This window comes from Candidatus Kapaibacterium thiocyanatum (assembly GCA_001899175.1).
In the GTDB taxonomy this organism is placed as follows: Bacteria; Bacteroidota; Ignavibacteria; order Kapaibacteriales; family Kapaibacteriaceae; genus Kapaibacterium; species Kapaibacterium thiocyanatum.
In genome coordinates this window covers 156,651-174,098 of sequence record MKVH01000008.1, presented here as the reverse complement: position 1 = coordinate 174,098, position 17,448 = coordinate 156,651, and the positions used below count along the sequence as shown (strand labels likewise).

At 59.1% G+C, this 17,448-nt stretch carries 19 protein-coding genes; 11 read left to right on the top strand and 8 right to left on the bottom strand.

The features are described from left to right. Positions 1-157 precede the first annotated feature (157 nt). Positions 158-481: a hypothetical protein gene (locus BGO89_08575; GenBank protein ID OJX60032.1), complete on the bottom strand. Its 324-nt coding sequence runs from the start codon at positions 479-481 to the stop codon at positions 158-160. 50 nt (positions 482-531) lie between these two features. Here BGO89_08575 and BGO89_08570 point away from each other — a divergent pair, with 50 nt between their 5' ends. The 6 genes from BGO89_08570 to BGO89_08545 all read left to right on the top strand — a co-directional run bounded on the left by BGO89_08570 (position 532) and on the right by BGO89_08545 (position 4,887). Continuing rightward, on the top strand, positions 532-858 hold the full coding sequence (locus tag BGO89_08570) for a hypothetical protein (protein ID OJX60031.1): 327 nt from the start codon (positions 532-534) through the stop codon (positions 856-858). A 12-nt stretch (positions 859-870) separates the two neighbouring features. Next, positions 871-1,542 (top strand): hypothetical protein, encoded by a 672-nt coding sequence (locus BGO89_08565; GenBank protein OJX60030.1) that lies wholly within the window; start codon positions 871-873, stop codon positions 1,540-1,542. Positions 1,543-1,567: 25 nt separating this feature from the next. Further along, positions 1,568-2,515: a hypothetical protein gene (locus BGO89_08560; GenBank protein OJX60029.1), complete on the top strand. Its 948-nt coding sequence runs from the start codon at positions 1,568-1,570 to the stop codon at positions 2,513-2,515. Beyond that, entirely contained in the window at positions 2,512-2,853 is a 342-nt protein-coding gene (locus tag BGO89_08555; protein ID OJX60028.1) for a hypothetical protein, read from the top strand. Before BGO89_08560 ends, BGO89_08555 begins: the two co-directional genes overlap by 4 nt. 69 nt (positions 2,854-2,922) lie before the next feature. Then, complete coding sequence (locus BGO89_08550; protein OJX60027.1) at positions 2,923-3,816, top strand: hypothetical protein; 894 nt, start codon at positions 2,923-2,925, stop codon at positions 3,814-3,816. 33 nt (positions 3,817-3,849) lie between these two features. After that, complete coding sequence (locus BGO89_08545; protein OJX60026.1) at positions 3,850-4,887, top strand: sn-glycerol-3-phosphate ABC transporter ATP-binding protein UgpC; 1,038 nt, start codon at positions 3,850-3,852, stop codon at positions 4,885-4,887. On the opposite strand, the gene BGO89_08540 is transcribed toward BGO89_08545, so the two are convergent. Both BGO89_08540 and BGO89_08535 read right to left on the bottom strand, forming a co-directional pair. After that, positions 4,882-5,223 (bottom strand): hypothetical protein, encoded by a 342-nt coding sequence (locus BGO89_08540; protein OJX60025.1) that lies wholly within the window; start codon positions 5,221-5,223, stop codon positions 4,882-4,884. The two genes, BGO89_08545 and BGO89_08540, sit on opposite strands and share 6 nt — an antisense overlap. 31 nt (positions 5,224-5,254) lie before the next feature. Further along, a complete protein-coding gene (locus BGO89_08535) occupies positions 5,255-6,100 on the bottom strand; it encodes a 3-hydroxybutyryl-CoA dehydrogenase (protein ID OJX60024.1) in 846 nt (281 codons plus the stop codon). A gap of 165 nt (positions 6,101-6,265) precedes the next feature. Between BGO89_08535 and BGO89_08530 the strand changes: the two genes are divergently transcribed. After that, the gene (locus BGO89_08530; GenBank protein ID OJX60023.1) at positions 6,266-7,006 is read left to right on the top strand and encodes a hypothetical protein; all 741 of its coding nucleotides are present in this window, start codon (positions 6,266-6,268) and stop codon (positions 7,004-7,006) included. Here BGO89_08530 and BGO89_08525 read toward each other — a convergent pair. The 3 genes from BGO89_08525 to BGO89_08515 all read right to left on the bottom strand — a co-directional run bounded on the left by BGO89_08525 (position 6,948) and on the right by BGO89_08515 (position 11,442). After that, entirely contained in the window at positions 6,948-7,739 is a 792-nt protein-coding gene (locus tag BGO89_08525; protein ID OJX60022.1) for a prolipoprotein diacylglyceryl transferase, read from the bottom strand. The two genes, BGO89_08530 and BGO89_08525, sit on opposite strands and share 59 nt — an antisense overlap. A 129-nt stretch (positions 7,740-7,868) precedes the next feature. Continuing rightward, a complete protein-coding gene (locus BGO89_08520) occupies positions 7,869-10,436 on the bottom strand; it encodes a hypothetical protein (GenBank protein ID OJX60021.1) in 2,568 nt (855 codons plus the stop codon). Positions 10,437-10,668: 232 nt separating this feature from the next. Then, the gene (locus BGO89_08515) at positions 10,669-11,442 is read right to left on the bottom strand and encodes a hypothetical protein (protein ID OJX60020.1); all 774 of its coding nucleotides are present in this window, start codon (positions 11,440-11,442) and stop codon (positions 10,669-10,671) included. 206 nt (positions 11,443-11,648) lie between these two features. Here BGO89_08515 and BGO89_08510 point away from each other — a divergent pair, with 206 nt between their 5' ends. Next, on the top strand, positions 11,649-12,980 hold the full coding sequence (locus tag BGO89_08510) for a 16S rRNA (cytosine(967)-C(5))-methyltransferase (protein ID OJX60049.1): 1,332 nt from the start codon (positions 11,649-11,651) through the stop codon (positions 12,978-12,980). A gap of 29 nt (positions 12,981-13,009) precedes the next feature. Further along, a complete protein-coding gene (locus BGO89_08505; GenBank protein ID OJX60019.1) occupies positions 13,010-13,384 on the top strand; it encodes a hypothetical protein in 375 nt (124 codons plus the stop codon). A gap of 112 nt (positions 13,385-13,496) precedes the next feature. On the opposite strand, the gene BGO89_08500 is transcribed toward BGO89_08505, so the two are convergent. Both BGO89_08500 and BGO89_08495 read right to left on the bottom strand, forming a co-directional pair. Further along, positions 13,497-14,462 (bottom strand): hypothetical protein, encoded by a 966-nt coding sequence (locus tag BGO89_08500; GenBank protein OJX60018.1) that lies wholly within the window; start codon positions 14,460-14,462, stop codon positions 13,497-13,499. 79 nt (positions 14,463-14,541) lie between these two features. Further along, a complete protein-coding gene (locus tag BGO89_08495) occupies positions 14,542-15,093 on the bottom strand; it encodes an ATP:cob(I)alamin adenosyltransferase (protein ID OJX60017.1) in 552 nt (183 codons plus the stop codon). A 45-nt stretch (positions 15,094-15,138) separates the two neighbouring features. Between BGO89_08495 and BGO89_08490 the strand changes: the two genes are divergently transcribed. Next, positions 15,139-15,960, top strand: a complete 822-nt coding sequence (locus BGO89_08490) for a metallophosphoesterase (GenBank protein OJX60016.1) — start codon at positions 15,139-15,141, stop codon at positions 15,958-15,960. 25 nt (positions 15,961-15,985) lie between these two features. Continuing rightward, positions 15,986-17,446 (top strand): pyruvate kinase, encoded by a 1,461-nt coding sequence (locus BGO89_08485; protein OJX60048.1) that lies wholly within the window; start codon positions 15,986-15,988, stop codon positions 17,444-17,446. Positions 17,447-17,448: the final 2 nt, after the last annotated feature.

The window sequence follows — 17,448 nt, the reverse complement described above, 5'->3', positions numbered from 1 at the left end:
ACCGCCCCGTTGCACAGTTGCGCGCTTCAGGGACGACAAACTTACGGCACTTTCTCCTCTTCACCAAATGGTTTCTGGAATAATCTGCTCCAGTGCCGAAAAAATCATTCGTCGTCCATTCGCCAGATCCCCTTCAGCCCCCCCTATCACGACACGCTCAGTGCACCTGATTCACCGCATCGGCCGTCACGCTTTCCTTCTCTCCCGCACGATCACGTACGAAGAAGATCCAGAAGAAGACGATCTCGGGGATGAAGAGCAGGATGAGCGATAGCGTGTCCGACGTGAACCAGGACGTCCCCGCCGTGTCCGGCATGATGAGGCGCGCCAGCGTCCCGGTCAGGGACCACCCGATGGTGAACACCAGACCGCAAATGCCGATCGCCAGCAGGCCTCCCTTCATGCCCTCCGTCTGCCAACGCTTGGTGAAGGCGTACAGGACACCGACGATGTGGAGATGATAGATGAGGAGATCGAGCATTTGTATGTTGTGCCGTGGTTCGGAAGGACGCAAAAATGGGAAAATCTATCATGGAAGACACATCGGTCGCCGTCGTATTGTCCACGGCGCCCTCCACGGAAATCGCCACGGAAATAAGCCGCACGCTGGTGGAAGAGGGCCTGGTGGCCTGCGCCAACGTCCTGCCTCCGATGCTGTCCATCTATCGCTGGAAGGATGCCATCCAGTCGGAACCGGAGGTTCAGATGATCCTCAAGACCGCAGTCACCCGCATTCCGGAACTGCGCGAACGGCTGACCGTACTCCACCCGTACGATGTTCCGGAATTCCTCGAGCTGGACGTCGCCGGTGGGCTTCCCCAGTACCTCGCCTGGATCGGAACGTCGACCACGACATGACATCGGGTTACAATGTCCACCGCAACCATCCAGCATGAACGGCCGCGGGAACGCCTGCTGCAGCACGGGCCGCGTGCACTGACGACGTACGAGCTGCTGGCCCTGCTGATCGGTCATGGCACGGCCGGACGCAGTGCGGAGAGCATCGCCCGGAACGTCCTGGAGCGCTTCCCGTCCCTGACAGACCTCGCAGGACGCGATGCGAGCGAACTCAAGGCGATCCACGGCATGGGAACGGCGAAGGCCGCGACGCTGTGCGCCGCCATCGAGCTGGCGAACAGGATCCAGGCCGAACCGTTCACGGCAAGGACGAGCATCACGTCTCCGGCCCTGCTGGCCAGGCTGATGGCCCCACGCCTGAGACATGCACGGACGGAATCCTTCCACGTATTGCTGATGAACAGCGCCAACCAGATCATCCGCGACGTGACGGTCAGCCAGGGATCCCTGAATTCCTGCATCATCCACCCGCGGGAGGTGTTCCGCATCGCCATCGCCGAGAATGCCGCCGCCATCATCCTTCTCCACAACCATCCGAGCGGCAATACCGAGCCCTCGCGGGAAGACCTCACCATCACGCAGCAGCTTGTCGATGCGGGACGCATCGTCGATATTCGCGTCCTGGATCATGTAATCATCGGCGGTGACGACTACACGAGCTTCGCGGAACGTCACCTGCTCTGAGTTTCGCCCACCATCCCCTCATCGTATGGCACGCCTTTCGGGAGACCCGGGATTCGGCATCAAGGTCGGCTCCTCGACCGGCCGCATCCTCAACCGCGACGGCAAGCCGAACGTCAAGCGCTTCGGCGAACGGTTCCATCCGTCGGACGTCTATCACTGGCTGGTGGACATGTCCTGGATCCGCTTCGTCTGCGTCGTCCTGGCCACGTACTTCGTCGTGAACATGATGTTCGCGGGCCTGTATGTCGTCATCGGACCGGATCACATCTCCAACGTGGACGACGATCTCACACTGGAAACGCTCGAGATGACCTTCCTGTTCAGCGCACAGACGCTGACGACCGTGGGCTACGGCAACCTGGCACCGACGACGCCCGTCCTGGGCGCGATCGCCGCACTGGAGGCGCTTACGGGACTGCTGATCTTCGGCATCTTCACGGGCGTGTCGTTCGGCCGCTTCACACGGATCAAACCCCGTATCCTCTTCAGCACGTCGGCGTTGATATCCCCGCATACCAATGGCGCCAACGCTCTGATGGTCCGCATCGTGAACGAGCGCAACAGCGTCGTCATGGACGGCAACGCCACGATGATCCTCGTGATGCATCAGGGGAACGAACACCAACGCGAACGCCGCTACTATCAGCTTCCGCTCGACCTGTCGAACATCAATACGCTCGCACTGAACTGGACGCTCGTCCATACGATCACGTCGGACAGCGCCCTCTACGGCCTGACGCACAAGGACCTCGTCGACAGGAATGCCGAACTCCTCGTGACCTTCGCTGCATTCGATGACACGGTGAGTCAGCAGTTCTATACCCGCAACTCCTACAAACCGCATGAAATCACGTGGGGCGCGCGTTTCTCGCCGATGTTCTGGACGAACGAACACGGTGACGTCGAACTGCATATCGACAGGACGCACGACTACGTTTCCGCCGATCTGTTTCCTACCGGACAAGTATCATGATGCGTCATCTTACCAGGGCCCTGGTCTTCACCGTCACCATCCTCGTTTCCTATCTGCTGACCGGAGTCATCGAAGACCGCATTCTCGCCGAGACCCACCGCTTCCGCCCTGCCACCGCCACGTTGCTGGGAATGGCCTGCATCGTCCTGATCTTCGTACCGGTCTTCTCCTATACGGAGCGCCTTACCGAAGCCATCATACGCGCAGGCCTGCGCACCACGAAGTCCTCGGCGGGCAGGATCTTCGGCGCCATCCTCTTCGTCATCGTCATCTTCATCATCATCTTCGCACTTTTCCTCGATCGGTGGTTCGACCGTTCCATCGCCGACCTCTTCTGACGGTATACGAGATACGGACCTGATTCGTCATTGTCCTGTACCGAACATCATCCGCTATCATTCTCCCCTATGGACTATCGCGACTACTACAAGGAACTCGAAGTCGAACGCACGGCAAGCGCCGACGACATCAAGAAGGCCTATCGCAGGCTGGCCCGTGCCTATCATCCCGACACCAATTCGGAGCCGGGGGCGGAAGATCGCTTCAAACGCGTCAGTGAAGCCTATGAAGTCCTGAGCGATCCCGAGAAGAAGAAACGGTACGATCAGTTGTCGACGCAGTACAACTCGTTCCAGTCCAGGGGTGGGAGCAATGGCAATACGTCGTTCGACGAGTTCTCGCGTCAGCAGGACGGATTCTCGTTCGACTTCGACATCAGCGATCTGTTCGGCAAACAGGGCGGCGGTACGACGGACTTCTTCGAATCGCTCTTCGGCTCGTCGAAGGGCAGGCAGCGTGGCCGGCGTTCTTCGCGTTCGACGCAACGCCAGGAAGCGGAGCAGAAGATCTATTCCGTGACGATCACCTTCGACGAAGCCCTTCACGGCACACGCAAGCGGTTGACGATCGGCACCGAAAAGCTGGATATCCAGTTCAAACCCGGAATCGAGGACAAGCAGCGTCTGAAGATTCCCCAGGGTATTCTCGAAGTGACCGTCGCGCCGCATCCACGCTACGTTCGGGACGGTAACGACCTCAAGGTGACGGAGTCGATTCCGCTCACGACCGCATTGCTCGGTGGCTCGGTACCCATCGTGACGCCCTTCGGCACGATCACGATGAAGATTCCATCCGGCACGCGGAACGACAAGACGTTCCGCGTACGTGCCCACGGCATGCCCGTATACGGGTCGGCCGATTCCCGGGGCGATCTCTTCGTGACGGTACGGATTATATTGCCGTCCTCGTTGACGGACGAACAGCGATCCCTGGTGGAGCAGCTCAAGGGCCTGGGACTGTAACGAGAGAGAACATCAGCACATATACCATCGACCATGCCCAAGATCACCTTCTCCGACGTCTCCAAGTCCTATGACAAGGTACAGCCGCTCCAGTCGGTTTCGTTCAGCATCGAGCCCGGCGAGTTCTTCGTCCTCGTAGGCCCGAGCGGCTCGGGAAAAAGCACATTGCTGCGGATGATCGCCGGCCTCGAGTCCATTACGGATGGCACGCTTTCCTTCGACGATACCGTCGTGAACGACGTCGCATCGCGCGACAGGGACGTCGGTATGGTCTTTCAGAACTATGCCCTCTATCCGCACCTCACCGTAGCGGAGAACCTCGCCTTCCCGCTCTCCATACGACGAGAACCGAAGGACGAGATCGCCCGCAAGGTCATGGACATCGCCCGTATGCTCAACATGGAGGACCTGCTCGATCGGAAACCGAAGCAGTTGTCGGGTGGCCAGCGCCAACGTGTCGCCGTGGGCCGCGCCATCATCCGCAAGCCCAAGGTCTTCCTGTTCGACGAGCCGCTGTCGAACCTCGATGCGCAACTGCGCGTCCACATGCGCACGGAGCTGCGCCAGCTACAGCGCCAGCTCGGCATCACCACCGTCTACGTGACGCACGACCAGGTGGAGGCGATGACGATGGCGGACCGCATGGCCATCCTCAACGGTGGTCGGCTTCAGCAGATCGCCACACCGCAGGAAGTCTACGAACGGCCGGCAACGGTCTTCGTCGCACGATTCTGCGGCAGTCCGTCGATGAACATCGTCGCACCGTCGTCCATATCGGTCGGCGTCGGCGCACGCCTCCTGCCGTGGGACAAGGCCACGTTCGCGGGAGTACGGCCCGAGGACCTGCGCTATATCTCGTCGGATGCCGAACGCGACGTCACGTTGACGGGTACGCTCGTATCGGTAGAATTCCTCGGACATGAGTGGTTGTCCTTCGTGAAATGCAAGGACGACACGGTCTGCATCCGTTCGCTCGCGAAGCCGGACGCTCCGCTCGATACGCTGGTCAGGATCGGTGCGGACGCGCGTCACATACACCTGTTCGACGCGGCCGAACGGCGACTGTCATGAAAGATCGTCAGGTAGCACTGCCCTCCCGGCCTCGGACATCAGTCCTTCGGCCAGGAGTCTGCGTGCGATGGACCGATTGACCTCGGTCCAATTACTGTTCTTCCTGCGGGGCGTGAACCGCTGGGCATACGTCTCGTCGTCGATGGACTTCATCAATCCGTCGATCCAGCCGTAGCACAGGGCAGCTTCGACGAGCTGCTCATAGGTTACCGTACGCTTGCCCGATGACTTCTTGTAGATGACGAGCCAGATTTCCTTCGCCGACGGCCCGTATTTCTTCAGCCACGTCGTGAACCCCTTGGGATTCCGGACTTCGAGCGTTTCACCGATTTCCATGGCCGGCCGCCTCCTCGCCCGTGCCGGACGATCATTGATAGCTGTAGAATCCCTTGCCGCTTTTCCTGCCCAGGTGACCGGCTGCGACCATCTTGCGAAGCAGGGGGCACGGACGATACTTGGAATCGCCGAGACCGTCGTGGAGCACTTCCATGATGCTGAGGCAGACATCGAGGCCGATGAAGTCCGCGAGGGTCAGCGGTCCCATCGGATGGGCCATACCGAGCTTCATGACAGTATCGATGTCTTCCACCGAAGCGATGCCTTCCATGACGCAGTAGACGGCCTCGTTGATCATGGGCATCAGGATACGGTTGGAGATGAAGCCGGGATAGTCCTGCACTTCGACGGGCGTCTTGCCGAGGGCGATGGCGAGGCCCTTGATCTTCGCATAGGTTTCATCGCTCGTGGCGAGGCCCCTGATGATCTCACACAGCTTCATCACGGGAACAGGATTGAAGAAGTGCATGCCGATGAACTTGTCCGGACGCTTCGTTCCTGCCGCCAGGGTCGTGATCGAGATCGATGACGTGTTCGAGGCAAGGATGCACTCGGGTTTACATACGGCATCCAGGATGGCGAATATCTGCTGCTTGATCTCGAGGCGCTCGCTGGCCGCTTCCACCACGAGATCGGCGTTCCTGCCGCCTTCTTCGATGCTGGTCGACGTCGTGATCCGTGCCAGGATGGCCTGCTTGTCGGCCTCCGTAATGGCTTCCTTCTTGACCTGACGATCCAGGTTCCCTGCGATCGTCGCCAATGCCTTCTGCAGGGCGGTTTCGCTTACGTCGACGATGACGACGTCGTTGCCGAACTGTGCGGACACGTGAGCGATGCCGTTGCCCATTGTCCCTGCGCCGATTACGGTAATGGTCATGGTTTCATGATACTGTGTGATGGAACAAGTCGCAAAAATAATGGTAACTGAAGTAAGTTAGCGCCGTCGGCCGGCAGCGTCCGGTCTCACATTCACATTGTCACGGGGGTTGTCGTGGCCGAGGAATCGACTGCTGTAGGGGAACGGGAGAAAACGAAGCGGACGTTGATCATCGCCATCGCCGTAACGGTGCTCGGCCTGGTAGCGATGTTCTTCTTCTTCCAGAATATCGACGATCGTGGAGGAACGCTCAAGGTCACGGAATCCGGCGTCGAAGTCACATTGGAGAAGCCGTTGGCAGCCCAGCTCGGCACGGAGAGCCAGACGGTGAAGGTCCTGGGCGACAGCGTGACGTTCACGACCGGTACGGTGAGCGATTCGGCCGTCCGAAAGCTCATGGATGTCAAGGGTGAAGTGTCCGATAACCGCTTCACGGGCAAGAACCTGATCGACACGTCGGCTGGCTTCGTCATCTCGTCCAGGACGCCTCAACAGTGGAACGTGGAACGCACGACATCCATCAGCGGCACGACGAGCAAGCTCGTGGCACAGGACAGCAGCATCGTGAAGGTGACGACGATGACACCACCCCCGGGCAGCACGATCGCGTCGCTCACCAAGGATATCGTCGACAATCGAATGGAACGTGCTCCTCTGGCGCCGAAACCGTCCGTGCGTGTGGATACGGCCGCGAATACGGCCCTCATCTGGTTCCGCAACGAAGCGAAGGGTGCCCCTACATGCGTGAAGCTCGTCCTGGCGAACAACCTGCTCTATACGGTCGTAGCCACGTCACGCGCCACCACCGAAGCAGCGGAACGGGACGTGATCGAGATGGCATCGGGTTTCACCGTGATAGCGAAGCCTTCGGCTTTCGTAAAAGGAACCACACGCCTGCAGCGATGAACGGAAGACTGAGGATCTGCCCCATGTCGATCGGCAGCGCATTCTCGAACGAGACCTGATGTTCCTTGAGGAATTCGATCAGGAAGCGCCCTGTGAAGAGCAGGACCATGAAGAGACCGATGAGCTTTCCGGGTGCACGCTGTGCCACCCCGGCGTTGTACATGCGCCACAGGATGAGGAAGAGCGCGAGGCAGAGCAGGGCCTCGTAGATCTGCGTCGGATGACGTCCGACGGGAATGGGATCGACGTGCGCGAACCAGAATGCCCATGGTACGTCCGTTGGGCGACCATAGATCTCGGAATTGAACAGATTGCCGAGCCTGATGAACATCCCGCTCAGTGCGGCCACGATGGCCAGGCGATCCAGCAGCCATATCATCGACATCGCCGGCCGCTTGCGATGATAGAGCCACAGACCCGTGATGATGCCCAGTGCACCGCCGTGGCTGGCCAGTCCGCCATGCCAGATGGCGAAGAACTCGAGAGGGTTGCCGCTCGTGACGATGCCGGGTTCGTAGAACAGGACGTGGCCGAGGCGTGCACCGAGGATGGTGGACAGGATCATCGTCATCGTCAGTGCATCGAGATCCTGCTGCGAATGTCCCTCCCTGACGAAGATCTTCTTCATCACCTGATAGCTGGCCACGAAGGCCATGGCGAACAGGATGCCGTACCACCGTGGTGCAAGGGGGCCCAGGGTGAAGAGAATGGGATCGACGTTCCAATGGATCATAACTGACTAGACGGCGAATGTTCGAAATGAAGCATGTGCGACATGCTGTCGATCGACAAAAATCATGAAAAAAGGGAAGAACCTCAGCGGTCCTTCCCTTTTTCGATCTTCAGTGACTACGTAAGGAGATTATTCACCCGTCGTGTTGTCGTCCGAGATCGGCGTCTCGACGATGACCTGTACCGTACGGTTGAAGAAACGACCTTCCGGAAGTTCGTTCGTGTAGAGTGCTTCTTCTTCACCCGTACCACGCGATTCGAGCGAGCCCATCTTGCCGGCGGTAGCCTTCTCGATACCGGTCTTGACCGTACGCGAGCGGTTTTCCGACAGACGCTTGTTGTGGTCGAACATACCGACGACGTCCGTATGACCTTCGACCTTGACGATGGAGTTCGGCTTGACGCGCGGGAAGACGTACGTGCGCAGGATACGCTCGTTGAACGGACCTGCATCGTAACGGTCGAACGGGAAGAGGATCAGGTTGTACTTCTCGAGTGTCTTGCCCGCGGTACGGATGATGCTCTGGTCACGCGACGATACGAACTTGACGGGGATGGGCGTAGGATCGGACTTGCATTCCGTACCGTTCTTCGAAACGACGATGAGCTGTGCTTCGTACGGAGGCATGTTGAAGGCCGTGAGCTTGGGATCGCGGTTTTCGGGGCGCGGATACTCGGCATCGGCGTTCTGCCAGTCCCAGTTCTTCGACGGGTCGGTGATACCGACGTCCGTGAGTGTCTTCCAGGGCTTACCGTTGTACTTCACCTCGATGCGGCGGGAAGCGACGATTTCGTTGTCGATACCGTTCTTCATCGAGAAGGCGACGCTTGCGGGCGACGGGAATTCCGTCGGGTCGTTGTCGAGGATCGGACGCATGACCTGCCATACGTCTTCGGCATCACCCGAGAAGTGGATTTCCGTGCGGCGGTTCTCGACGATACCGAACGTGTCGTTCGGGTTCGAACGCGTTTCCGGCCAGCCACGGCCCGTGATCTTCATGCGAGCTTCTTCGATACCCCAGATGTTCTTGAGGTAGTCGTAGACGGCCTGGGCACGCTGCTTCGGAAGCGGCGAGTTCTTGTCTTCGTTCTTCTCGTCGACGCAGCCGATGAGTTCGACCTTCACGTTCGGATACTTCTTCAGGCGGTAGCCATAGATGTTCATCACGTGATAGTACTTGTCCAGCGTACCACCGGGCAGACGCTCGTCGTTGAAGCCCGTCGTTTGTGCCGGCGACCTGAAGAGCGTGTAGCGGGACGGGAAGTCTGCGCTGTTGAGATCGAAGAAGATGTAGTTCAGCAGCGGATAGAGAATGATCGTGGCTTTTTCCTGGATGACGAGACCCTTGAAGCCATCGTTCGTGAGCTTGGTATGGTCGGAGAATTCTGCATCCCACGTCAGCGTAGGACGTTGGCCGAGCGTGATCGTCTTGCGGATTTCGACCTGCTCGTTCGACTTCGATGCGTCCGTCGTCTGCCCCGGGTCTTCGATGTTCACCGTGATGCTGCGCTCGCCGTAGACAGGCGACGATGCCGTGACGACGATGTCGACGGCCTTCTCACGATTGTTCGGTTGACCGTAGTCGTCGTTGCCGACGATGATGTTCGATTCCAGACGGCTGGACGTATTGACGCTGTCCTTGACCTGGCGAGCCGTATGGGAATTGCGGAAGGCGACGGTAGCGGGAATGGCCTGGCCAGTACATTCATCGATGACGTTCACGATGAGGTTGATGGCGCGGAAGTACGTCGGAATGAAGGCCATGAAGATATCGAGGTTGCCCTGATATCCCGGAAGGTCCGTACGGCGCGACGAGAAGTACAGGACGTCGCCCGAAGCGGGCAGCGTGATGAACTGTTCGTCTTCCGGCGTGTTGATGGGCGCCGGCAGTTGGTCCGGCTTTGCCCAGCGGTCACGGCCTTCGCGGTCACGTTCACCCGTCTTGCGCGTACGATAGAAGTCGAGGCCACCCATGTTGGGCTTGTGACCGTTCGATGCGAAGAAGAGCGTATTGCCGTCGGCTGCGATGAAGGGCGATACTTCGGCCTTGTCGGTATTGACGTCGGGACCGAGGTTCTTCGCGGGCATCCATTCGTTCATGTCCGGATCCCACTCCGAGTACCAGATGTCCGTATCGTCCTGGCCTTCGCCACCCGGATTGGTCGGCGAGGGGCGGTTGGACGAGAAGTAGAGCCGGCTCTTGTCCGGCGAGATCGTCGGCTGGGAGTCCCAGTATTCGGTATTCACGTTGCGGCCGAGGTTGACCGGCTTGCTCCAGCGGTCGCCCTGGATTTCCGCGACGTAGATATCGCAGTCACCCAGACCGTCGGGACGGTTGCAACCCGTGAAGTAGAGCGTCTGCCTGTCGGCAGCGATCGATGCCACGCCTTCGTTCATCGGCGTATTCACGCCGGCGTCGACGGTATCGATGTTGTACGGGGGGAAGAATACCGTATCGAGGTTGTGGTTCTTCTTCGCGGCCCAGAAGTCGTGGGAAAAGTCGCCGTCACGCGTGATGCGGCTTCCCTTCCGGTTCGACACATAGTAAAGGGTTTTACCATCGGCACTGATGGTCGGACCGTAGTCCAGACCACTGTGGTTGATGATCTTGCCCAGATTCAGGATGCGGATCCTCTTCGGATCCTGGAGAATGTCCCCTCTGGAATCGTCCTGAGGTTGTGCGGGTGACTCGATCACCGCCCCGTACAGTTCCAGCTCTTCAGAGGGAGCGGCGGCCTGTCCGTGCCAAACAAGAACGAGCAGACCAAGACACACAGTCACAAGTCGCTGCATCATACACATCCCGTACACATGTTGAATATCGTTGCCAATCGTACGTTGAACCATGCTCTACCCGAGTCTCGGGCGACGAGGGGAAAAAATAGGTAATTGTGGAAAACCCGCAAAGGGTATGTTCAGCGAATTCTCCCTACATGATGACTCGTGCTTCCACGAGGAACTGCAACGCACGGACGGAAAACCCGTCGCCCCTTGCAGTTACTGTCGTCAAGGGCAGAATGTACTGAACCAGCGGACTCAAAAAAACCTTTTTTCCAACTCTGAATTCCGTGCCCACGGCCGCCGAAATCGATATCTGTAGCGAGTTCAATTCCGGCACTGCATGATCTTCGAGAACTACCGAACGTCCATCGGCACCCGGCAGCGATACGGAAGCCACCTCGCCCGTAGGGAAGATGACCGAATCCGACACGAGCTCCTTGGTGTGCCTGATGTTCGACGACATGATATAGGAAATGGCCGGGCCCCCGCGTACGTACAACCATTCGAGAAGATGGTACTTGGCGAAGGGCGTGAGCGTAAGGTACGACAGCGACATTTCACCGATGTGGCGGAACGTGATGGGTACCGTATACTCCCTGCCGGATGAAGGCGCCCGTTGAACGACTCCTTCGATCTCCTGATATCGTGCGTCGATACTCCTGTTTTCAAAGGCGAGAGTCGCTCCCCACGTGATCCTGGATCGCGTAAGGCGCTCGAACATGATCCCTGCGGTCAGCCCTGTCTTCGCCCCACTGCCGAAACTGCAGTTGCAGTCCGTCAGGAATGTCCCACCCTGTTGATTGTTCGACAAGCCACCGAAGGCACCATACTGATCGTACACCAGCAACCGACGCGGCCCGAGAGGATCGCTGTCCAGCACGTTGGTCTGTGCGAACCCGCAGCTCCCGCCGATGGCAGCCATTGCAAACAGGAGAAGAACGCGATGGCGCATGGAGGAAGAACAGATGGCATTGTTGAAGCGCGGGGAAACTATCATGACTGTCCCACTTTAGCAAGTGAATTCGTTTGGTATACTTGTAGCCTATGGAAACCGAACACGCACCTACGGCTTCGCCTGCAGGCGAAGCCACCGAAACCGGAACGGCCTCGACGGAAGCATCCGGTACGATTTTCGAATCAGCTCGCGGTACCGCCGTCAAACTGCTGAGCCGCTACGAAAGCAGCGACAGCTACATTGACAAGTTGCTCGAAGCGGAGTTACGCCGCACCGAGCTCTCCCCCGCGGACCGCGCGCTCGTGACGGAACTGGTGAATGGCTGCGTACGCTGGCAGACACGGCTGGACTGGGTTCTGACAGGCTTCTATCATGGTGAATTCACGAAGTGCCTTCCCTTCGTGAAGAACTCGATGCGCATCGCCCTGTATCAGATGCTGTTCCTGTCCAAGATCCCGCCCCCCGCAGCCATCAACGAGTCCGTCGAGATCGTCAAGCGCCTGAAAGGCGACAAGCATGCGGGCATCGTCAACGGCGTACTCCGCAACATCCTCCGCAACATCCAGAACATCCGCTACCCCGTCCGCGAAGAGAACCCCGTCCTCTACCATTCCGTGGTCTACTCCCATCCCCAGTGGATGGTGCGCCGTTATCACGAGCGCTTCGGCGAACACGATGCGGAGCTGCTGCTCAACGCCAACAATCAGCGCCCGATGCTCACGCTGCGCGTGAATACACTGAAGACGACGGTCGAGGAAGTGGTACGCCAACTGGAAGAAGCCGGCATCACCCACCAGGTGGGAAGGATGCACTCCTCCAGTATCCTGATCAACTCCCTGCGCGACGTCAAGCACCTGCCCCTCTTCGAGGAAGGCCTGATCGCGATCCAGGACGCCAGTGCGAGTCTGGCCGTACACCTCGCGGCACCCAAACCTGGCATGGTGGTCTTCGATCTCTGCGCCGCCCCCGGCGGCAAGGCCGTCTACGCAGCCGAACTCATGAAGAATCAGGGAACGGTCATCGCACTCGAGAAGTATGAGTCGAAACTTCGACTGATTTCCGACAACGCCCAGCGTGCGGGCGTGACCATCATCACACCGCAACAGGGCGATGCCCGGGACTTCACGTCGGACGTCCTGGCCGATCTCGTTCTGGTCGACGCTCCATGTTCCGGCCTCGGCACCCTCGCCAAGAAGCCCGATATCAAATGGAGACGCGACCTCGACGACATCCGCCAGATGTCCACGATGCAACGCCGCATTCTCGACCATGCCGCCACGCTGGTCAAACCTGGCGGCGTCCTGGTCTACAGTACCTGTACCATCGAGCCCGAAGAGAACGAAGACGTGATCCACAGCTTCCTCGAGACCCATCCCGACTTCACGCTCGACCCGGCGGAACGCACCCTGCAGCCGGAAGTATGCAAGAATGGTATGTTGCAGACGTTCCCGCACATCCACAAGATGGACGGGGCCTTCGGAGCGCGTCTGATCAAGAAACAGTGATCCCGAATTTCATTACATAACCATCCATTTTGGAGGCATTCGTGAAACGTTCGTTGTTCGCCACCACAGCATGCGTGGCCCTTATCGCCATCGGCTGCAACAAGGCCGAAGAACCCAAGCCCGCGCCGCAGGAACTTCCCCCGCCGACCACGACGACCGCACCGGCTCCTACGCCTGCTCCGGATACGGTCAAGCCCGTAACCACGACGGAGAAGAAGGCCGAACCGAAGAAGCATTCCACGAAGACGGAAACCGTACAGACGTCGACCTCCGTCTCCACGGATGGCGGCATCAAGGTGACCACCGACAAGAAGAGCAAGGATGGCTCGACGACGTCCACCACCACGACCGTCACGCCTGCCGACGGTGGTATCAAGGTAACCACCGACAAGAAGAAGAAGTAAGGAGAAACAGACTTCTTCGATCCCCGACGCCAAACGAAAAAGGGCATCCGGTTATACCGGATGCCCTTCGCTCTTATATGTCCTGGATGGGACGCGGCCGACGCCTCGAACCTTAGTTCGTGGCCTTCTTGAAGTTCGTTTCGACCAGACCGCCATCGACGGGACGCTTGAAGGGAGCGACTGCGACGTTACCCTTGAGGGCATACGGCAGGTTGGCACCCGACTGGTAGGAAACTTCGAGGTCGACGTAGCGGTTCGGCGACGTGCCTTGCAGGAGCTTGCCGTTGGAAGCCTTGACAAGAACCTTGGCGAAGTTGCCCGAAGCCGTCTTGACGACGAAGGCGAACGGAGCACCGGCCGTATTGGCCGCGTTGAAGTTGATCAGAGCTTCGCTGAGGCCGGCGGCCTGGCTGAGATCGACGGATTCATAGACATTGTCGAGCGAAGCGACGCCCGACCACGTCTTGCCGATCATCGTGACGCGAGCCTGATCGCCGTTCGGGAACTTGCCGGCATTGTCCGTGTAGGACGACTTCGTCGGCGAACCGATATCGAAGCTCGGCTCACCGCCGGAATCACGCGTATCGAGGCAGATATCCCACTGGCCGCCCTGAGCGATGCGCAGGCCCGCCGTGTTGGGGAACTGCAGGCCCGAACCGTTACTGCTTGCGGTTTCGTAGAGCGTGATGTTCGTCGTATAGCGAGCTGCACCAGCCCACTTGATGACGGCACCCGTCGTGCTCTTCGCCGTACCGTTGAGCGACTTCACCGTGAAGGTGTATTCCGTGTTGGCGACGAGACCATTGACCGAACCGGACGTCGTCGTGAATTCCTTGACGACGGACGTGCCACCGTTCGTGGGCGTAGCCGTCACTTCATAGGACGTAGCGGAAGGATTCGTGGGAGCCGTCCACTTCAGACCTACCGTCGTTTCGTTCACGGACGTAGCCATGAGAACCGTCGGCGGATTGGGCGTGGTACCCGGGTTCACCGGATCTTCATTCGTGTTGCAGCCAACCATGACTACAGCGAACAACGCCAGCAGGAGAGCGTTGATCTTCAGCATGCTTTTCACCATGCAGTTCCTCCAAAAAAGAGAGTGGGATGAAACAGAAAATTGAGATCGTTCGGCAATGACGTCTACGGCGCAAATATAGTCACGGCTTCCAAGGCACATCATCGATACCGGCCAGAAGATTCGCCATACGGGCCGCTGTAAACAAATAATCAGACAGACGGTTCAGATAACGGACCACGCTGGGACCGATATTCTCCCGTGTAGCCAGCGCGACGGCGGCACGCTCGGCCCTCCTGCATACCGTACGGGCCAGATGCAGATAGGCTGCCGCGGCCGTCCCTCCTGGCAGAATGAACGCCTTCAGTGCCCCGAGCCGCTGATCATGCCGGTCGATACGACGCTCGAGCTCTTCGATATGTTCCTCGCCTATCCGGGGTATGGTATACTTCGGAGGCGGGTCGAGAGGCGTGGCGAGATCCGCTCCAACCGTGAACAGGTGGGACGACGTCGCTTCGATCTCCTCGCGCAGCTCGTCGGCGACCCCGTGAGCGAGAACGATGCCGAGAACGGCATTCAGTTCGTCCACCGTACCGTAGGCCTCTATTCGCAGATCGCTCTTGGCCACCCTGGTGCCACCGAACAGACCGGTAGTACCGTCGTCGCCCGTTTTGGTATATATCCGTGTTGCCATCTCCTCACAAAATACGACGCAGACCTCGTTTCGTATCTTTGCCACGTGCCTAGTCCATTCAACATCGTCTTCATCGGAGATATCGTCGGACACATCGGTCTGCGCGAAGTCCTCCGACAACTCCCCACCCTCAAGGAACGCTTCACGCCGGACTGTATCATCATCAACGGCGAGAACATCTGCGACGGCAAGGGTCTTACCGAAGTGGAGGCTGCCCAGCTCTTCGAAGCCGGGGCCAATGCCATCACGACGGGCAATCATATCTGGGAGAACTGGAAGTCACGGCCTCTCCTGGCCGCCAATCCCCTCGTACTCAGACCGTTCAACTACCCGCCCGAGAATCCGGGCCGGGGCTGGACGACGATCACGCTTCCCGACCAACGCACGGTAGGCCTTCTTCAGATCCAGGGCCGGGTCTACATGCAGCCCATCGACTGTCCCTTCAAGGCTGCCGATATGGCCATCGCCCGCCTCGCGCCGAAGAGCAAGATGATCGTCGTGGACTTCCACGCCGATGCCACGGCCGAGAAGATCGCCATGGGCTGGTACCTCGATGGCCGCGTGAGCGCCGTCCTGGGTACGCATACGCACGTGCAGACGAACGACGCCACGATCCTGCCGAAGGGTACGGCATATCTGACCGATACGGGAATGTCGGGACCGTACGACTCCGTCCTCGGCATGAAGAAGGAAATCGCCCTGCGTCGCTTCCTGCTCCAGACAGCCCACAAGTATGAAACCGCCGAACGCGACTGCCGCGTCGGTGGCGTCCACCTCGTTCTCGACGAAGAAACGGGCAAGGCTCTGTCCATCCAACCCTTCATGAGCCCCCAACCACGCACGACGGTCGTGTCAACCACACAGTAGGAACATCATGTCCTCCGTCCATGGCATGCTCAATCAAAAGGCGAAGATTCTCTGCACCATGGGACCCGCCATCGCCTCCGAAGAAAAGATCGTGGCCCTGGTCAAGGCCGGAGCGAATGCCTTCCGTCTCAACATGTCGCACGGCTCCTATTCGAGCCATGAGCATTACATCGCCTCTATCCGCGCTGCCGAAGAAACGCTGAAGATCCATCTGCCCATCATTGCCGATCTGCAGGGACCGAAGATCCGCGTCGGCGATTTCGCCGACCGCGAAACGATGACGCTGGTGGCCGGACGCGAAATCCTGCTCGCCGACGCTTCCGTGATCAAGCACAGAAAGCTGAAACCGTCGGACACACTGGTACCCGTGACGTATCCGACGTTGTCCAAGGACGTGAAGAAGGGCGACGTCCTGCTGCTCGACGACGGCCTGCTGAAGATCCAGGTCCGCGACATCACGGACGACGTGGTACGCGCCCTGGTGATCCACGGCGGCGTGCTGAAGCCCCGCAAGGGAATCAACCTGCCGAACATCAACGTCTCCCAACCGGCGATGACGACGAAGGATCGTGCCGACGTGCGCTTCGCGATCGAGAAGGACTGCGACTACGTCGCCGTATCCTTCGTGCGGACGGCAGCGGATGTCGAGAACGTGCGGAGATACATCGCCAAGTACGGCGGTTCGCAGTGGATCATCGCCAAGATCGAGAAGCCCGAGGCGCTCACGAACATCGACTCCATCATCGATGCCTCCGATGCCATCATGGTCGCCCGCGGCGACCTGGGCGTGGAGATCCCCTCCCAGGCCGTACCGATCTTCCAGAAGAAGATCATCAAGCTTTGCAACGCCAAAGCCAAGCCGGTCATCACGGCCACGCAGATGCTGGAGTCGATGATCCAGAATCCGCGTCCTACGCGTGCCGAGGCCAGCGACGTCGCCAATGCGGTGCTCGACGGCACCGATGCCGTGATGCTCAGTGCGGAATCGTCCGTGGGCGCCTATCCCGTCGAGGCGGTGCATTACATGCGTACGATCTGCACCGAAGCCGAACGCGAACTTCTCGGCGATGGCCTGCTGCATCATCCCGATGCACTGCAGTACGACCCGAAGGAACAGAACACGGACTCCATCGCCATGGCGGCGGCGCGTATCGCCGAGGAATCCCGTGTGAGCGGTATCGCGAGTCTGAGCTATAGTGGCAAGACGGCGCGGCTCATCTCGAACCGCCGTCCGAAGGCCCCCATCCTCGCCATCACCACCATGAGGAGCACTGCGCGAAAGATGCAGTTGTTGTGGGGAGTGACGGGGCTGGTCGTGACCACCATCACGTCTACCGATGAAACGATCGAAACGATCAAGCAGGACCTCGTCCGCGAGAAGTACTTCCCTGCCGGCTCCATCATCGTATTTACGATCGGGCGCCCCCTTGTAGGGCGCGCCCGAACGAACATGCTTTCAATAGAAACGCTCGAAGCCGTACGCTGAGC